The 17,658-nt window shown below is 72.0% G+C and carries 16 protein-coding genes; 5 read left to right on the plus strand and 11 right to left on the minus strand.

What is annotated here, in order from left to right:
• Positions 1 to 26 precede the first annotated feature (26 nt).
• Positions 27 to 602, plus strand: a complete 576-nt coding sequence (locus ACFV18_RS24775) for a L,D-transpeptidase (RefSeq protein WP_380486693.1) — start codon at positions 27 to 29, stop codon at positions 600 to 602.
• A gap of 19 nt (positions 603 to 621) precedes the next feature.
• Here the strand turns inward: ACFV18_RS24775 and ACFV18_RS24780 are convergent, their stop codons facing one another.
• The 7 genes from ACFV18_RS24780 to glmS form a co-directional block, all read right to left on the minus strand.
• Entirely contained in the window at positions 622 to 813 is a 192-nt protein-coding gene (locus tag ACFV18_RS24780) for a hypothetical protein (RefSeq protein WP_380486696.1), read from the minus strand.
• A 102-nt stretch (positions 814 to 915) separates the two neighbouring features.
• Positions 916 to 1,458, minus strand: coding sequence for a tRNA (adenosine(37)-N6)-threonylcarbamoyltransferase complex ATPase subunit type 1 TsaE (gene tsaE, locus ACFV18_RS24785; RefSeq protein ID WP_380486698.1), 543 nt, complete (start codon positions 1,456 to 1,458; stop codon positions 916 to 918).
• Between the two features lie 61 nt (positions 1,459 to 1,519).
• A complete protein-coding gene (locus ACFV18_RS24790; RefSeq protein WP_380486700.1) occupies positions 1,520 to 2,662 on the minus strand; it encodes an alpha/beta fold hydrolase in 1,143 nt (380 codons plus the stop codon).
• Positions 2,663 to 2,686: 24 nt separating this feature from the next.
• A complete protein-coding gene (alr, locus tag ACFV18_RS24795) occupies positions 2,687 to 3,868 on the minus strand; it encodes an alanine racemase (RefSeq protein WP_380486702.1) in 1,182 nt (393 codons plus the stop codon).
• Positions 3,869 to 4,052: 184 nt separating this feature from the next.
• Positions 4,053 to 5,492: an NAD(P)H-hydrate dehydratase gene (locus tag ACFV18_RS24800; RefSeq protein WP_380486704.1), complete on the minus strand. Its 1,440-nt coding sequence runs from the start codon at positions 5,490 to 5,492 to the stop codon at positions 4,053 to 4,055.
• A gap of 132 nt (positions 5,493 to 5,624) precedes the next feature.
• Positions 5,625 to 5,993: a holo-ACP synthase gene (locus tag ACFV18_RS24805; RefSeq protein ID WP_380486706.1), complete on the minus strand. Its 369-nt coding sequence runs from the start codon at positions 5,991 to 5,993 to the stop codon at positions 5,625 to 5,627.
• Between the two features lie 56 nt (positions 5,994 to 6,049).
• On the minus strand, positions 6,050 to 7,906 hold the full coding sequence (gene glmS, locus ACFV18_RS24810; RefSeq protein WP_380486708.1) for a glutamine--fructose-6-phosphate transaminase (isomerizing): 1,857 nt from the start codon (positions 7,904 to 7,906) through the stop codon (positions 6,050 to 6,052).
• A gap of 99 nt (positions 7,907 to 8,005) precedes the next feature.
• Between glmS and coaA the strand changes: the two genes are divergently transcribed.
• Positions 8,006 to 8,998 (plus strand): type I pantothenate kinase, encoded by a 993-nt coding sequence (coaA, locus tag ACFV18_RS24815; protein WP_380486710.1) that lies wholly within the window; start codon positions 8,006 to 8,008, stop codon positions 8,996 to 8,998.
• A 21-nt stretch (positions 8,999 to 9,019) separates the two neighbouring features.
• Here the strand turns inward: coaA and ACFV18_RS24820 are convergent, their stop codons facing one another.
• Positions 9,020 to 10,081, minus strand: coding sequence for a glycoside hydrolase family 26 protein (locus tag ACFV18_RS24820; RefSeq protein WP_380486712.1), 1,062 nt, complete (start codon positions 10,079 to 10,081; stop codon positions 9,020 to 9,022).
• A gap of 32 nt (positions 10,082 to 10,113) precedes the next feature.
• Positions 10,114 to 10,944, minus strand: a complete 831-nt coding sequence (locus ACFV18_RS24825) for a hypothetical protein (protein WP_380486714.1) — start codon at positions 10,942 to 10,944, stop codon at positions 10,114 to 10,116.
• A 458-nt stretch (positions 10,945 to 11,402) separates the two neighbouring features.
• On the opposite strand from ACFV18_RS24825, the gene ACFV18_RS24830 reads away from it, so the two are divergent.
• Genes ACFV18_RS24830 through ACFV18_RS24840 form a run of 3 tightly spaced genes read left to right on the plus strand, consistent with a single transcriptional unit; the run spans position 11,403 to position 15,609 of the window.
• Positions 11,403 to 12,863, plus strand: coding sequence for a glycosyltransferase family 2 protein (locus ACFV18_RS24830; RefSeq protein ID WP_380486820.1), 1,461 nt, complete (start codon positions 11,403 to 11,405; stop codon positions 12,861 to 12,863).
• Positions 12,860 to 13,870, plus strand: coding sequence for a glycoside hydrolase family 26 protein (locus ACFV18_RS24835; protein ID WP_380486716.1), 1,011 nt, complete (start codon positions 12,860 to 12,862; stop codon positions 13,868 to 13,870). Before ACFV18_RS24830 ends, ACFV18_RS24835 begins: the two co-directional genes overlap by 4 nt.
• Positions 13,870 to 15,609, plus strand: a complete 1,740-nt coding sequence (locus ACFV18_RS24840) for an ArnT family glycosyltransferase (RefSeq protein WP_380486718.1) — start codon at positions 13,870 to 13,872, stop codon at positions 15,607 to 15,609. Before ACFV18_RS24835 ends, ACFV18_RS24840 begins: the two co-directional genes overlap by 1 nt.
• 45 nt (positions 15,610 to 15,654) lie before the next feature.
• On the opposite strand, the gene glmM is transcribed toward ACFV18_RS24840, so the two are convergent.
• Together glmM and rpsI are read right to left on the minus strand one after the other, a co-directional pair.
• A complete protein-coding gene (glmM, locus tag ACFV18_RS24845; protein WP_380486721.1) occupies positions 15,655 to 17,019 on the minus strand; it encodes a phosphoglucosamine mutase in 1,365 nt (454 codons plus the stop codon).
• A 135-nt stretch (positions 17,020 to 17,154) separates the two neighbouring features.
• Positions 17,155 to 17,658 carry a 30S ribosomal protein S9 gene (gene rpsI / locus ACFV18_RS24850; protein WP_380486724.1) on the minus strand — a complete coding sequence of 168 codons (504 nt, stop codon included), beginning with the start codon at positions 17,656 to 17,658 and terminating at the stop codon, positions 17,155 to 17,157.

Raw genomic sequence — 17,658 nt, forward strand, 5'->3', positions numbered from 1 at the left:
TGAGACGGAGCGTTGAGGAGCAGACCGTGGCGAAGCTGGGTCCTGGTGTGGTGGTCGGCGGGCTGACCCTGGGCGCCATGGCGGTGATCGGGCTGCTGGCGTTCCAGGCGAACGGCGCCGCGTCCCGGGCGGTGGCGGCGGCCCCGGCCTCGGCGAGCGCCCCGGCCGCGGCGCCCTCGGCGAGCTCGCCGAGCGAGCGGCCGGCCCCTCCCCCGCTGCCGGCCGACTCCGGGGCGGGCCTGCGGGTGGTGTTCTCGCTGAAGGAACGCCAGGTGTGGCTGGTCGACCCGAAGAAGCCGGAGCAGGTGGTCGGCACGTTCAAGGTGACGCCGGGCAGCGCGCTGCCGAACCCGGGCGCGTACACGGTGTACAGCCGCACCGCGGCGGGCACCGGCACCGACGGCCGGCAGATCGAGCACGTGGTGCGGTTCACCCAGCAGCAGGGCACGGTGTTCGGTTTCAGCGCGCTGGTGGACGAGAACGCCCCCGCGCCGTCACTGGACCCGAAGACCAAGACCGGCGGCATCCGGGCGTCCCGGTCCGACGGCCAGGCGCTGTGGGACTTCGCGCCGAACGGCACCCGGGTGGTCGTGGTCGCCTGACCGCCCGCCCGGGGCGGCGCTACGCGGCGTGGCGCTCCGGCGGGGTGGAGACCGCCTCGGCGGCCCGGCAGGACGCCAGCAGCGCCCACATCGGCACGGGCGCCTGCGGCGCCTCGGTGTGCGAAGCCTCGGTGCGCGGCCGCCCGGCTCTGACTCGTGCCGCCTCGGCCGGTTCGGGACGGCGGTCGGTCCTTGGGGTGGTGCTCGCCATGGGGCGCCTCCCTAGTCAGGTATACCTAACCTGCTGTCGCCATCCCATCACGCCCACCGGCCGGGCCGCAACAGTTTCCCGACGCGCTGTCGGAAACCCGGCTCAGCTGTCACCCAATACGGTGAGGTCCACGTCGTCCCAGCGACCGCCCAGCCCCGTCACGGTGACCCGCCGCCCGTCCGCCTCTCCCTCCTTGCCCGCCGCCGGGCAGGAGGGGCCCACGGCGACGTCCGCCTCCGCACCGCCCAGGGTCCGCTCGATCCGGACCTCCAGCCGGTCCTCGGAGAGCTGCTCGACCTTGCCCTCGCCCCACTCGACGACGATCACCGACTCGGGCAGCGAGACATCCAGGTCGAGGTCCTCCATCTCGTCCAGGCCGCCGCCCAGCCGGTACGCGTCCACGTGCACCAGCGCGGGGCCGCCGGTCAGCGACGGGTGCACCCGGGCGATCACGAAGGTCGGCGAGGTGACGGCGCCGCGCACCCCCAGGCCCTCCCCCAGGCCGCGGGTCAGGGTGGTCTTGCCGGCGCCCAGCTCCCCCGACAGCAGCACCAGGTCGCCCGGGCGCAGCAGGGCGGCGAGCCGCCGGCCGAGGCCGGTCATCCGCTCCGAGGTGGCGACGGTCAGAGTGGTCTGCGAACCCATGGCGTCCTTCTTCGATCGTTGCGGCCACCCCTACGGTGCCACACCGCGCCCGGACGCCCGCTCAGCCCTCCGGCCGCTCGCCCCAGGGCTGGCGCAGCGCGTCCGGCAACGGGCCGGTGCCGGCCCGCTCGGCGGCCCGCTCCAGCAGGGCTACCAGTGCCCCGTCCACCAGCTCGGGACGTTCCAGCATCACCAGGTGGCCGGCGTCCTCCACCAGCACCAGCCGGGAGCCGGGCAGCGCGGCCGCGATCGCCTCGGAGTACTCGGGCGGGGTGATCAGGTCCTTCGCACCGGCCATCACCAGCGTGGGGACGCCGTCCAGCCCGGCCAGTGCGGCCCGCTTGTCGTGCACCGAGAACGCCGGGTAGAACTCGGCGACCACGTCGATCGGGGTGGCGTCCAGCAGCTGTTCGGCGAACCGCACCACCGCCGGGTCGACGTCCTTGCCCCCGAACGAGAACCGCCGGTAGAACACCGCCGTCAGGTCCGCGCCCCAGCGCCGGGTCGCTTCCACCAGCTCGACCTGCCGGCCCAGCAGCCGCACCACCCCGGGTGCGACCTTCTTGACCAGACTCGCCCCGGCGGCAGGCAGGCCCAGCGTCACCGAGTCCCAGCCGCCCGCCAGCGTCCCGATCAGCGCCACCCCCGCCACCCGGCCGCCGGGCCCGAACAGTTCGGGGTGCTGGGCGGCCAGCGCCAGCACCGTCATGCCGCCCATCGAATGCCCGACCAGCACGATCGGCCCGTCCGGCACCACCGCGTCCAGCACCGCCCGCAGGTCGCCGCCGAGCTGGTCGATCGACGCGGGCTCACCGTTCAGGTACGAGCGGGACCGCTCGGAGCGGCCGTGGCTGCGCTGGTCCCAGAACACCGTGCGCAGCGCGCCGCGCAGCGCGGCCCGCTGGAAGTGCCAGCTGTCCTGGTTCAGGCAGTAGCCGTGGCAGAACACCACGGTCGGCCCGGGGCCGTCGGCGGTGTCCACCTCCACGTACAGCTCGGTGCCGTCGTCGGCCCGCACCCGCCTCGGCGTCCCCCGCAACGAGCCGAACGGCGCCGCCGCGTCCAGCTCCTCCCGGGCCCGCCGGCGCATCGCCCGCCCCACCGTCAGCCGCTCCACCGCGACCCCGGCGGCGGCCCCGGCGGCCAGCACCCCGAGCGATATTCCGATCAGGCCGGCGCGGGAGACCCCGGACGACTCAGCCATGGGTGAACCAACCGGCGACAGCCACTACCGCACCCCTCCGACGTACCGCCGGGGCACCCGCCCCCCGATCCGGGTGATGATCTCGTACGCGATCGTCCCGCAGGCCTGCGCCCAGTCCTCCGCCGTCGGCTCGCCCCGGTCGCCGGCGCCGAACAGCAGCGCTTCTTCGCCGACCTCGGGCGTGTCCCCGCCGAGGTCCACCACGAACTGGTCCATCGCGACCCGCCCGGCCACCCGGTAACGGCCGGAGCCGATCTGCACCGGCCCGGTGTTGCTCGCGTGCCGCGGGATGCCGTCCGCGTAGCCGATCGGGATCAGGCCGAGGGTGGTGGCCCCGGGCGTGACGTAGTGGTGGCCGTAGGAGACGCCGTGGCCGCCGGGGACGCGTTTGACCAGGGCGAGCCGGGCGGTCAGCGACATCACCGGCCGCAGGCCGTAATCGGCGGGCGTGCCGAGCTCCGGCACCGGCGACAGGCCGTACATGGCGAGGCCGGGGCGGACCAGGTCGTAGTGCGACTGCGGGAGCAGCAGGGTGGCCGGGGAGTTCGCCAGGTGCCGCACCTCGGGGTCGAGGCCGGCCCGCTCGGCGGACGCCAGGGCCTGCGCGAAGGAGTCCAGCTGGGCCTGGATGGAGGGGTGGCCGGGCTCGTCGGCGGCGGCGAAGTGCGACCACACGCCGGCCACCCGCAGCAGGCCGTCCGCCTGCGCCTTGGCGGCGTTGTCGACCAGGTCGGCCCAGTCGTGCGGCTGGCAGCCGTTGCGGCCGAGGCCGGTGTCGGCCTTGAGGTGGATCCGGGCCGGGATGCCGGTGGCGCGGACGGCGGTGAGGAGTTCGTCCAGCGCCCACTGGCCGCTGATCGAGATGTCGACGGACTCGCGCAGCGCCTGCTCCCAGGGGCCGCCGGGCGTCCACAGCCAGCACAGGATGCGGGCCTGCTCGGGGCGGATGCCGGCGGCGCGCAGCGCGAGCGCCTCCTGCGGGGTGGCGGTGCCGAGCCAGCCGGCGCCGGCGGCGATCGCCTCGCGGGCGCACTGAAGCGCTCCATGGCCGTAGGCGTCGGCCTTGACCACGGCCATCAGCTCGGGGCCGTTGGTGCGGGCGCGCAGGGTGGCCAGGTTGTCGCGCAGGGCGGCCAGGTCGATCGTCGCCTCGGCGCGGACCCCCTCGGTCAGTGCGGGTGTCCCGGTGGTGTTCGCAGTCGTCATCGCGTATCAGTCTCCCAGACCCCCGCCGGTCCCCTCATCAGGGGCGCGGCCGACCGGGAGTGCCGTCACCCGTCCACCCGTACGCCCTTTCCCTTCCGCTGTGTTCACGCGGTGGGGCGCGTTCCGGTTCCGTGCGGGGCGTCACCTGGGCCGAAACCGGTGACCGGGGCGCCCGCACCGGCCGTCAGCCGGTCAGCGACTGCCACACGGGATGCAGCGCGTCCGCAAGGTCGAGGGCCGTGATCGGGGCCCCCGTTCCAGTGGCGTGACGGCCTGCCAGGCCGTGCAGGTAGGCGGCGGCGGAGGCGGCGTCGAGTGGGGTGAGGCCGGTCGCGAGCAGGGAGCCGGTCAGGCCGGACAGGACGTCGCCGCTGCCGGCGGTGCCGAGCCAGCCGGTGCCGGTGGTGTTGACCCGGGCGGTGCCCTCGGGGTCGGCGACGACGGTGGTGGAGCCCTTGAGCAGCACGGTCGCGCCGTAGCGGGCGGCGAGCAGCCGGGCGACCGCCAGCCGGCGGGCGGCGACGGTGTCGGCGTCCGCGCGCTCACCGACGCCGGCCAGCAGGCGGGCGGCCTCGCCGGCGTGCGGGGTGAGCAGGGTGGGGGCGGACCGGCCGGCCAGCAGGCCGGGGCCGAGGCGGGCGAGTTCGGTGAGCGCGTCGGCGTCGGCGAGCACCGGCACGTCGGTGTCGAGGGCCTCGCGCAGGGCGCGATCGGCGCCGTCGCCGCCACCGGGGCCGACCACCCAGGCCTGGACGCGTCCGGCGTGCGCCGGGCCGGTCTCGCTGACCAGCGTCTCCGGGTGGCGGCGGACCACCTCCGCGGCGGCGTACCCGGCGTAGCGCACCGCGCCCGCGCCGCCGCGCAGCGCCCCCGCGACGGCAAGCAGCGCCGCGCCCGGGTAGCGGGAGGAGCCGGCGGCCACGCCGACCACGCCGCGCCGGTACTTGTCGCTCTCCGTGCCGGGGACGGGCAGCAGCGCGGCCACGTCGGCGTGCTGGAGGGCCTCGACGGGGGCGGGCGGCAGGTCGAGGCCGATCTTCACCAGGTGGACGACGCCCGCGTACCCGGCGCCGGGGTCGATCAGCAGGCCCGGCTTGTGGGTGCCGAAGCAGACGGTGACGTCGGCACGCAGCGCGGGGCCGGTCACCTCGCCGGTGTCGGGGGCGACGCCGGACGGCACGTCCACGGCGACCACGGGGCCCCGACGCGCCATGGTGGCGAAGGGGGCCGCGGCGGGGCGCAGCGGGCCGCGGCCGCCGATGCCGACGATGCCGTCCAGCACCAGGTCGGCGCGGCCGAACGCGCCGGGGTCGTCGGTGACCCGGCCTCCGGCGGCGAGCAGCTCCGCGAGGCCGGCGGCGTGCACCTTGGCGGGGTCGAGCAGCAGGGCTTCGGCGCGGGCTCCGCGACGGGCGAGACGGGCGGCGGCGTACAGCGCGTCACCGCCGTTGTCGCCGGAGCCGGCCAGGACGAGGACGCGGCTGCCGTAGACCCGGGGCAGCAGTCCGGCGCAGGTCGCGGCGAGGCCGGCCGCGGCGCGTTGCATCAGGGTGCCTTCGGGGAGGGTGGCCATCAACGCGGCCTCGGCGGTGCGGACTTGGTCTACACGATGAGCGTGGCGCATGTGGGACTCCTTCGGGGCCGGTGGTGGACGCACAGCGACGGCGCCAACACGTGCAAGTCATTTTGCGCGGCGCGATCTCACACACGTGCTTCTTCCGCTTCGCGCAGTTCCTCGCGCCCCTGGCTTCCCGTCTCAGCCTTCGGCGATCACCACCGCCGAGGCGACGCCCGCGTCGTGGCTGAGCGAGACGTGCCAGCCCGTCACTCCGAGCGCGGCGGCGCGGGCTTCGACGGTGCCGGTGACGTGCAGGACGGGTCGGCCGGACTCCTCGACGCGGACTTCGGCGTCCTCCCAGCGCAGGCCCGGGGGTGCGCCGAGGGCCTTGGCGAGGGCCTCTTTCGCGGCGAACCGGGCGGCCAGCGAGGCGGTGCCCCGGCGCTGTCCGGACGGGAGGGTCAGCTCGCCTGCGGTGAAGAGTCGCTCGGCGAGTCCGGGGGTGCGTTCCAGGGATTCCCCGAACCGTCCGATGTCCGCCACGTCGATGCCGACCCCGATGATCACGTCTGTTCCTCCGTCCATGCCTGCGCAGTGCCGCGCAGGCATGGACGATACGCGGGCTACTCGACCGTGACGGACTTGGCGAGGTTGCGCGGCTGGTCGACCTCGTGGCCCTTGGCGGTGGCCAGTTCGCAGGCGAACACCTGGAGCGGGACGGTGGACACCAGCGGCTGGAGCAGGGTCGGGGTGGCCGGGATGCGGATCAGGTGGTCGGCGTAGGGGACGACGGCCTCGTCGCCCTCCTCGGCGATCACGATGGTCCTGGCGCCGCGGGCCCGGATCTCCTGGATGTTGGAGACGATCTTGTCGTGCAGGACCGAGCGGCCGCGCGGCGAGGGCACCACCACGACGACCGGCAGGTCCTTCTCGATGAGGGCGATCGGGCCGTGCTTGAGCTCGCCGGCGGCGAAGCCCTCGGCGTGCATGTAGGCGAGTTCCTTGAGCTTGAGCGCGCCTTCGAGGGCCACCGGGTGGCCGACGTGCCGACCGAGGAAGAGCACCGCGGGGGCGTCGGCCAGCGAGCGGGCCAGCGCGCGGACCGGCTCCATGGTGCCGAGCACCTGCTCGACCTGCCGGGGGGCGTCGCCGAGTTCGCGGATCACCGAGGAGATCTCGTCGCCCCACTTGGTGCCCCGGACCTGGCCCAGGTACAGGGCGACCAGGTAGCAGGCGACCAGCTGGGTCAGGAAGGCCTTGGTGGAGGCGACGGCGACCTCGGGGCCGGCGTGGGTGTACAGCACCGCGTCGGACTCGCGCGGGATGGTCGAGCCGTTGGTGTTGCAGATCGCCAGGACCTTGGCGCCCTGCTCGCGGGCGTGGCGCAGCGCCATCAGGGTGTCCATGGTCTCGCCGGACTGCGAGATGGCGATCACCAGGGTGCGGTCGTCCATGATCGGGTCGCGGTAGCGGAACTCGCTGGCCACCTCGACCTCGCACGGGATCCGGGTCCAGTGCTCGATCGCGTACTTGGCGATCATGCCGGCGTGGAACGCGGTGCCGCAGGCGACGATCACCACCTTGTCGACCTCGCGCAGCACCTGGTCGGGGATGCGCAGTTCGTCGAGGGTGAGCCGGCCGTCGGTGCCGATCCGGCCGAGGAGGGTGTCGGCGACGGCCTTGGGCTGCTCGGCGATCTCCTTGAGCATGAAGTAGTCGTAGCCGCCCTTCTCGGCGGCCGAGGCGTCCCAGTCGACGTGGTACTCGCGGACCTCGGCGGGCGTCCCGTCGAAGTTGGTCACCGTCACGCCCTCGCGGCGCAGTTCGACGACCTGGTCCTGGCCGAGCTCGATCGCCTCACGGGTGTGCGCGATGAACGCGGCGACGTCGGAGGCGAGGAAGTTCTCGCCGTCGCCGACGCCGACCACCAGCGGCGAGTTGCGGCGGGCGCCGACCACCACGTCGGGGGCGTCGGCGTGCACCGCGACCAGGGTGAACGCGCCGTCCAGCTGCCGGCACACGAGGCGCATGGCCTCGGCGAGGTCGCCCTCGTAGGCCTCGGACAGCAGGTGGGCGACCACCTCGGTGTCGGTCTCCGAGCGCAGCGTGTGGCCGCGGTCGGCGAGTTCGGCGCGCAGCAGGGCGAAGTTCTCGATGATGCCGTTGTGGACGACCGCGACCTTGCGGTGGTCGTCCAGGTGGGGGTGGGCGTTGGCGTCGTTGGGCGCGCCGTGGGTGGCCCACCGGGTGTGGCCGATGCCCGTGGTGCCGGCCGGCAGCGGGGTTTCGGCCAGCGACTTCTCCAGATTGACGAGCTTTCCGGCCCGCTTGTCGGTCGCCAGGAGCCGCTGCCCGTCGGCTCCTTGGGTCTGCACTGCGACGCCGGCCGAGTCGTAACCCCGGTACTCCAGCCGCCGCAGACCGGCGATCACTACGTCGAGGGCCTGCTGGGGGCCCGTATATCCAACAATTCCGCACATATGCGCCAGCATAGGTGGCGGTGTTCGAGCCCCGTTGGGTCGGATGACCACACCGGGTGACCGACACCACAACACCCGGCGGCCCGGACACGGCTCACAATGGACCCTGTGCTGACCGAACTCTGTACGAGGGGCGCGCCCGCCGCACCCACCCCCTCCCCGTACGTGGATCTGGACCGCGCCGAGTGGAGCGCGCTGCGCGAGCGCACGCCGCTGCCGCTCACCGCCGAGGAGGTCGAGCGCCTGCGCGGCCTCGGCACCGCGCTGGACCTGGACGAGGTCCGCGACGTCTACCTGCCGCTGTCGCGCCTGCTGAACCTGTACATCCACGCCACGCACGAGCTGCGCGGCGCCCTGGGCACGTTCCTGGACACCCCCGACACCGAGCGGGTGCGCACCCCGTTCATCATCGGCGTGGCCGGGTCGGTGGCGGTCGGCAAGTCCACCACCGCCCGCCTGCTGAAGGCCCTGCTCGCCCGCTGGCCCGAGCACCCGCGGGTCGAGCTGGTCACCACCGACGGCTTCCTGCTGCCCAACGCGGAACTGCGCCGGCGCGGCCTGATGGCCCGCAAGGGCTTCCCGGAGTCCTACGACCGGCGGGCGCTGATGCGCTTCGTCGCGGACGTGAAGGCCGGCAAGGAGCGGGTCACCGCGCCCGTCTACTCGCACCTGGTGTACGACATCGTGCCGGACGAGCAGCTGGTGGTGGAGCGCCCCGACATCCTGATCGTCGAGGGCCTGAACGTGCTCCAGCCGGCCCTGCCCGGCACCGACGGGCGGACCAGGATGGCGGTCGCCGACTACTTCGACTTCTCGATCTACGTCGATGCCCGCACCGACGACATCGAGGCCTGGTACCTGAACCGGTTCCGCAAGCTGCGCGAGACCGCCTTCCAGGACCCGAACTCCTATTTCCGGCGCTTCACCGAGGTGCCCGAGGAGGAGGCGATGGACTACGGCCGCCAGGTCTGGCGGACCATCAACCGGCCGAACCTGCTGGAGAACGTCCTGCCCACCCGGGGCCGCGCCACCCTGATCCTGCAGAAGGGCCCGGACCACAAGGTCCGCCGGGCGCTGCTGCGCAAGCTCTGACGCCGCACCCCGGACGGGGTGTCAGGACGGTCGCTGCGCCACCGGCCAGGAGCGCAGCGACAGGGTCGCCAGGCCGTCCGCGAACGCCTTGCGGGTGGCCGGGTCGGCGGCGAAGCGGTAGTCGTACCGGCCGCCTTCCTCGACGCTGTGCTCGAACCAGACGAAGCCGGGCACCTTCGGGTGCTCGGCGATCCACTCGAACATGTCGGTGATCCAGTTGGCCTTGTTCGGGTCCGGCATCGCCCCGGTCTCCGAGATGAACACCGGCTTGTCGGCGATCTCCCGCAGCCGGATGTAGGTCGGGTCGAGAACCTCGGAGGCGGTGCTCTCGCCCAGGCCGTAGGCGTCCATGCCCAGCCAGTCGACGTACGCGTCGCCCGGGTAGAGCTTCTTCAGGTCGCCGGAGGCGCCGCGCAGCACGTTCGGGCTCCACAGCCAGATGACGTTGTCGACGTGCTCGGCCGCGAATATGTCGTGCACGTGCCGCCAGGCCGCCGCGTAGTCGCCCGGCTTGTTGCCGTTGGCGTTCGCCGACCACGGGTACCAGTCGCCGTTCATCTCGTGCGCGAACCGCAGCACCACCGGCCAGCGCTGGTCCCGCACCGCGCGGGCGAAGCGGGTGACGTAGGCGTCGAACGCGCCGTCGGCTATCCGGCGGCTCGCGTACCACGGCTGGTCGGCCTCGAACGGGGCGTCGCCGGGCTCCCAGGTGAGCATCGGCACCGCACCCTGCCGGTAGATCTCCTGGACCGTCGCCGGGTCGAACTCCTTGCGCCAGTCCAGGAAGTACTGCAGCATCGTGGGCCGCTTCCCGGCCGCCGCGGCGAGCGCGTCGGTCTCGGCCGCCGACGGCGTCCGGTAGGTGCTCGCCCCGAAGTACACGCCGGAGGCCGCCAGCAGCTCGGCCTTGGTCGGCGGGGCGGCCTGCCCCGGGGCGGAGGGGGACGGCACCTCGCTGTCCGGCTGCGCACCGAACATCGCACCGGCCGGGCCGGTGCCGTCGGACGCCGCGCCCGAACAGGACACGCCGGCCGCCATCAGGATCAGCGCGGCGGCACCACGGCACCAGGACCGGCGGTTCATCCGTCCATCCCCCCCTCAGTCCCGATCGGTCGTCAGGACCCCTTGGTCAGCAACTGGTCGAAGTAGCTGTCCAGTTCCTTGCTCGCACTCTGCGCCACCGGGTCCTGGGCGCCCGCACCGCCGCTGATCGGGCCGGCCACCGTGAACAGCACGTAGCGGCCCTCGACCCGGTTGCTCAGCGAGCAGGCCACGTCGCGGCAGAACTCGCCCACGTTGTCCTTGCCGAACAGCGGCTGGATCTGGCCCTTCATGCCGGCGCCGACCTTGGCCGCGTCGGACTCGCTCTTGAACACCGCGACGCCCACCGTCACCGCCGTGTTGCCGGTGAAGTAGGTGGCGCGCATCAGCTGGCTGCAGTTCGCGTTGGAGAGGACGTCGCCGAGGCCGGCGCCGGTTGCCTTCCAGCACGGGTTGTCGGTGGTGGTGGACTTGCGGACGTAGTTGTGCCCGCCGATGTTGAGCGACTGATCGGCGAACAGGGCCTCGGCGGTGATCGCCGGCGGGAGCTGCTTGGTGGTCGGGGAACCGCTCCCCGACGGCTTGGCACTGCCGCTGGGCGACACCTGGGTGGAGGCCGACGGGGAGGCCACCGGATCGTTACTGGGCTTGTCGTCCTGGCTGAGCACCGCGATGGCGGCCGCGCCCGCACCGAGCACCACCACGCCGATGCCGATGCCCAGACCCGTCATCAGGCGCTTGCGGCGCACCTGCGCCTCGCGCTGGTCGGCCAGTTGCTGCCAGTCCGGCTCGACCGGCTGCTGGATCGGCGGCGGCCCCGGATAGGGGTACTGTGTCTGCTGCTGCCACGGTTGAGGCTGCTGCGGGAACGGCGGCGCACCGTGGACCGGCGGCTGACCAGGCATCTGCTGGGGCCCGCCGAAAGGCTGTTGCGGCTGCCCACCCGGAGTGTTCGGACTCTGCGGTACACCCATCCCATCGCTCATGTGCGTGAATGCTAGGGCATCTGGGGGCTTTCGGTGATGCCGCCTCCACACCCAACCGAAATGTCCCGCTTTCCACCGGGCGCCGCCGTCCACCGTGATGCAAACGTCATTACGCGGCCCTGGGACGGCAAAGCCCGTCGGATAAACTCGTCCGGCCGCCGGTTCGCGCCAATCGCCGTACAGGCAGGCCGAGTCAAGTCCAAAGCACGGCCACGGGGGCTCTCTTGTCCAGCAATACCGAGTCGACGAGTCGCACTCAGCGCCGCGGCCCCGTCCCCGCTCAGCGCCGGCGGAAGCCCGCGGCGGCGCCGCCGCAACTCGGGCTGCTTCCCAAACCGCCGGACGACAGCGAGAAGTTCGCCTACGCCAAGCGCCATCTGTGGATCCTGACGCTCAGTTCGCTGATCAGTTTCGGCTGCCTGACCGCCAGTCAGATCACTTTGGTGGCCAGCGCCCCGTGGCTGTGGATCTACTCGCCGTTCCTGCTGTTCACCCTGATCTACTACCTGATCTCGCTCCGGGTCACCGGCCTCAACGGCGACTTCGACGTCAAGGGCCACCGTCAACTGGTGCGCTCCTGGCGGCCGGAGGAGTACCCGACCGTCGACGTCTTCCTGCCGGTGTGCGGCGAACCGATCGAGATCCTGCACAACACCTGGAAGCACGTCCGGGAGATGGCCGACAACTACCCCGGCCTGTGCATGCCGTACGTGCTCGACGACTCGGGCAGCCCCGAACTCGAAGCCATGGCCCTCGACTTCGGCTTCCGCTACGGCACCCGGCCGAACCGCGGCTGGTTCAAGAAGGCCGGCAACCTGCACTTCGGCTTCGGCAACTCCGACGGTGAGTTCATCCTCATCCTGGACGCCGACTTCACGCCGCGCTCCGACCTGCTGGCCGAACTCCTCCCGCACATGGACGCCGACCCGAAGCTCGGCATCGTGCAGTCCCCGCAGTTCTTCCGGGTACTGGACTCGCAGAGCTGGGTGGAGCGCGGCGCCGGCGCCGTCCAGGAGCTGTTCTACCGCTCCGTGCAGGTCTCCCGGCAGGCCCGGGACGGCGCGATCTGCGTCGGCAGCTGCGCCATCTACCGGCGGGCCGCGCTGGAGGAGAACGGCGGCACCACGCTGATCGAGCACTCCGAGGACGTGCACACCGGCTTCGACCTGCGCCGCCTCGGCTGGGGCCTGAAGTACGTGCCGCTGGCGCTGGCCACCGGCGTCTGCCCGGACACCGCGGGCGCGTTCTACAACCAGCAGTACCGCTGGTGCTCCGGTTCGATGAGCCTGCTCGGCAGCCGCAAGTTCTGGGACACCAAGCTCCGTTGGAGCAGCCGGCTCTGCTACATGTCCGGGTTCTTCTACTACATCCACACCGCGATCTTCATCTTCCTGTCGCCGGTGATCCCGCTCGCGCTGCTGATCTGGCACCCGGAGATGTTCCTGGTCGAGCGGCTCTGGCTGGTGCTGCCCAGCCTGGTCTACACCACAGTGATCTTCCCGCTCTGGCACCGCGTCCCGTACCGCCTGGAAGCCTGGTCCTGCCGGATGATGTACGGCTGGGCGCACTTCTTCGCGATCTGGGACATCCTGCGCCGCAAGCGGATGGCCTGGCAGCCGACCGGCTCCAGCACCGCGAAGAAGAACCGCACCCGCCGACTGTGGCTCGGCCTGTCCATCTGGGGCGGCGGCACCGCGCTCGCCTGGGTGGGCATCGCCGTGTGGCGCATCCTCACCGGGTACCCGCCGGACTACGCCCTGGTGCTCGCCTCCGGGCTGTTCTACGCCCTGGTGGTCGGCCGCACCCTCCTCCAGCCCCGAAGCGAGAAGGCCGCGTGAAGCCGATCCACCGAGCCAGAACTGCCGCCTGCCTGCTGCTTGCGGGCCTGCTCACCCTGCTGCCCGGATGCACCCGCCCCGGCTCGTCCGGCGGCCACGACGCGTTCGGCCCCGGCGACACCCAGGTCGCCTCCGCCGACCCCAGCCAGGCCCCGGCCGACACCACCCCGCTGCTGCAGCCCGCGAAGAAGTACCTCGGCGTCGCCCTGGACGGCGCCCCGGCGTCCATGGACCCGGTGCAGAAGTACAGCGAGATGATCGGCAAGCAGCCCAACGTCATCGAGAACTACGCCAGTTGGGGCGACCAGTTCGACTCCACCGGCGTCCGGCTCAGCTGGCAGAACGGCGCCCTGCCGTACATCGCCTGGGAGCCCTACAAGACCCCGCTGGCCGACATCGCCAAGGGCACCTCGGACGCCTACATCAAGACCTTCGCCACCGCGGTGCAGAAGACCAACGTCCCGGTGGCGATCAGCTTCGCCCACGAGATGAACGGCCACTGGTACGACTGGGGCACCAAGACCAACAGTGCCGAGGACTTCGTCGGGGCGTGGCGCCGGATCCACGACATCTTCCAGGACCGCGGCGCGTCCAACGTCATCTGGGTGTGGAGCCCGAACATCGTCAACCCGGTGAAGAGCATCGCCCTCCAGCCGTACTACCCCGGCGACGGCTACATCGACTGGGTCGGCATGGTCGGCTACTGGACCGAGTGCTGCGACAAGAACTTCGATCAGGTCTACGGACCGACCATGGATCAGATCCGCGGCTTCAGCGGCAAGCCGTTCATCATCAGCGAGACCGCCGCCGAACCCGGAAAGAAGGCGTCCTCCTTCGTCGAGGAGCTGTTCACCGGCGTGGAGAAGCACCCGGACGTCCTGGGCTTCATCTGGTTCAACATCAGCAAGCGCGCCGACTGGCGGCTCGAGAAGACGCCCAGTTCGCTGGCCGCCTTCAAGCAGCACGCCGCCGACCCGCAGTACGGCTTCGATCCGAGAAAACCCTGATGACGCAGCAGCGCGACGACGCACTCACCCCGCAGGCCCCGGACGACCAGGAGAACCGCTACCACGAGGAGCGGAACTTCGGCTGGTTCGTCGAGGACCACCCGGCCGAACCGCAGCAGCCGCACGAGCAGCATGCGCCGCACGAGCAGCAGGCGCCCGAACCCGGCTACACCCTGCCCGACGTCCCCGACGTCGGCTGGGACCCGCTGCCCAGCAGCCGCCGTACCTGGGTCAGCCGCCTGGTCCTGCTCGGCATCCTGCTCGCCCAGGCCCTGCTGACGCTCCGTCTGAGCAACAGCGCCTTCGAGGACGAGGCGCTGTACCTGTACGCCGGCCACCTGCAGCTGGACCACCTGAACGGCGGCGCCCCGCTGCCGGACTCGTTCGCCGCGTACTTCTCCGGCTCTCCGCTGCTGTACCCGCCGCTGGCCGCCGCGTTCGACGGCTGGTTCGGCCTGGCCGGCGCCCGCGGTCTGTCGCTGGCGTTCATGCTGGGCACCACCGCCCTGCTGTACATGATGACCCGTCGGCTGTTCAACGAACGGGTCGCGCTGGTCGCGGCGGCCTGCTTCGCGGTCACCCAGTCCACCCTGTTCATGGGCGCGCTGGCCACCTACGACGCGGCCGCGCTGTTCCTGATCGCGGTCGGTGCCTGGCTCGCGGTGCGCACCGCCCGGCGCGGCTGGTGGCTGAGCGCCCTGACCATCCCGCCGGTCCTGGTGCTGGCCGTCGCCGTCAAGTACGCCGCGCTGATGTACGCGCCGATCGTGGTGGCGCTGGCCTGCCTGGCCGCCGTGCCGTACCACGCCTGGCGGTCGCTGCTGCGGGCGTTCCTGATCCCGGCCGTCGCGGTCGGCGGCGCCTACACCGCGCTGCGGCTGACCGGCTCGGACATCCTCAAGGGCCTGCAGTCCACCACCACCGGCCGCGCCACCGGCCACGGCGTCCGGCTGGACATGCTCCGCGATTGCGCCGAGTGGGGCGGTCTGCTGTTCGCCCTGGCGCTGCTCGGCACCGTGCTGTACGCCCTCAAGGGCCGTATGAACGAGGCCCCGACCATGCACGCCGTCCGGGTGCCGCGCCGGCTGTGGCGGGTCCTGATGGGCCTGCTGCTGACCGGCACCGCGGTGCTCGCACCCGCCTACCAGATCTGGATCCACGAGAGCGTCTCGCTGCACAAGCACATCGGCTACGGCCTGTTCTTCGCCGCGCCGATGGCCGCCCTGGGCATCACCCGTGTGGTCGGCTCGCACTTCCGGCACCCGCAGCTGGGGATCCTCGCCTGGGTCGTCCTGCTGGTGCTCGGCATGGTGCAGTCCAACAGCCTGTACCACGCCTGGCCGAACTCCAGCCAGCTGATCGCCACCCTGAACCGGCAGCTGGTGCCGAACGGCCACTACCTGGTCGAGGCGAACTCGGTGCCGCGCTACTACCTGCAGGACAAGGTCGACTTCGGCCAGTGGACGTCGACGTACACCATCAGCTACCAGACCAAGGACAAGAAGGTCCTCACCGGTGAAGCGGGCTTCAAGGCCGCCCTCACCGACGGCTACTTCGACGTCGTGGTGTTCGACAAGACGGTCACCGGCGCGCTCGACGAGAAGCTCGTCAAGCAGCTGCGCTCCGAGGGCAAGTACCGCCTGCTGGTCAGCATCCCGTACCACAACACCTACGGCAGCGGCTTCTACCAGGTGTGGATCCCGGTGAAGAAGAACCCCGCCGCGCAGCAGCAGCAGTAGGCGCAGCGGTCGGGGGCCGGTCCGGGACCGGCCCCCGACGCTCCGTCAGCCCAGGTGCAGGCGAACCGATTCGGCAAGGCGCTCGCAGACCGACTGGGCCTGCTCGTGGCCGACGGCCTCGACCATCACCCGGACCAGCGGCTCGGTGCCCGACTTGCGCAGCAGCACCCGCCCGGTGGTGCCGAGCTCGGCCACCGCCTCGGCGACCGCGGCCTGCAGTTCGAGGCAGGACTCGACCCGGTCCTTGTCGACACCCTTGACGTTGATCAGCACCTGCGGCAGCCGGGTCATCACGGTGGCGAGGTCGGCCAGCGGCTGCTTGGTGGCGGCCAGCCGGGCGCCGAGCATCAGGCCGGTCAGGGTGCCGTCACCGGTGGTGGCGTGGTCGAGCAGGATCACGTGGCCGGACTGCTCGCCGCCGAGGGCGAAGCCGTGCTGCTTCATCTCCTCCAGCACGTACCGGTCGCCGACCGCGGTCTGCACCAGCTCGATGCCCTCGCGTTCCATCGCCAGCTTGAAGCCCAGGTTGGACATCACGGTGGCCACCGCGGTGTTGCGGCGCAGCGTGCCCGATTCCTTCATGGCGACCGCGAGGATCGCCAGGATCTGGTCGCCGTCGACCTCGTTGCCCTCGGCGTCGGCGGCCAGGCAGCGGTCCGCGTCGCCGTCCAGGGCGATGCCCAGGTCGGCCTTGTGCTCCTTCATCGCGGCGCGCAGCTTGTCCAGGTGGGTGGAGCCGACGCCGTCGTTGATGTTCAGGCCGGTCGGCTCGGTGCCCAGGGTGTACACCACCTCGGCGCCGGCCCGGGCGAAGGCCTCGGGGGCGACCCGGGCGGCCGCGCCGTGCGCGCCGTCGATGACGACCTTCACGCCGTCCAGCCGGTTCGGCAGCACCGCGACCAGGTGCGCCACGTACCGGTCGAAGCCCTCGTTGTACTGGCGGACCCGGCCGACCGCGGCGCCGGTCGGGCGCTCCCAGGTCTCGTCGCCGACGCCGTAGCGGCGGTAGTGCGCCTCGATCGCGTCCTCGATCGCGTCGTCCAGCTTGTGGCCGCCGCGGGCGAGGAACTTGATGCCGTTGTCGGGCATCGCGTTGTGGCTGGCGGAGAGCATCACGCCGAAGTCCGCGCCGAGCGCGCCGGTCAGGTACGCGACCGCCGGGGTGGGCAGCACGCCGACCCGCAGCACGTCCACGCCGGCGCTGGCCAGGCCGGCGATCACGGCGGCCTCCAGGAACTCTCCGGACGCGCGGGGGTCACGGCCGACCACGGCGACCGGCCGGTGCCCCTCGAACGCGTTCGCGTCGCCGAGCACATGGGCGGCGGCCACTGACAGGCCGAGCGCCAGTTCCGCGGTCAGGCCCACATTGGCCACCCCGCGCACCCCGTCCGTACCGAAGAGTCGTGCCATGTTCGCGTTCGTCCCGTCCTGTCAGCGCCTTGCGGCTCGGTTGGTACCAGCCCCCGCGGACCCCGCACGAGTCCGGGAGGCACAACGCCCCGGAGCACGAAGTGCTCCGGGGCGAGGATCGCATGCGGGGTGCGATTAGCGCTTGCTGTACTGCGGCGCCTTGCGGGCCTTCTTCAGACCGGCCTTCTTGCGCTCGACGGCGCGGGCGTCACGGGTCAGGAAGCCGGCCTTCTTCAGCGGGCCGCGGTTGTTGTCCACGTCCGCCTCGTTCAGCGCACGGGCCACGCCGAGGCGCAGCGCGTAGGCCTGACCGGAGACGCCGCCACCCGAGATGCGGGCGACAACGTCGTAACGGCCGTCCAGCTCAAGGAGCTTGAAGGGCTCGTTCACGGTCTGCTGGTGCACCTTGTTGGGGAAGTAGTTCTCCAGGGTGCGACCGTTGATCTTCCACACGCCGGTGCCGGGGACGATGCGCACGCGGGCGATCGCCTCCTTGCGGCGGCCGAGGCCGGCGCCGGGGACGGCCTCGCCGAAGCGGCCGGCCAGCGACTCGGTGGTGTACTCGGACTCGGTGGTGTACTCGTCGACGTTCTCGTCGAACTCGACCTCGAGGGTGCTCTCGATGGCAGTCTCGGCCAC

The sequence above is a fragment of the Kitasatospora sp. NPDC059673 genome, assembly GCF_042734215.1.
In the GTDB taxonomy this organism is placed as follows: domain Bacteria; phylum Actinomycetota; class Actinomycetes; order Streptomycetales; family Streptomycetaceae; genus Kitasatospora.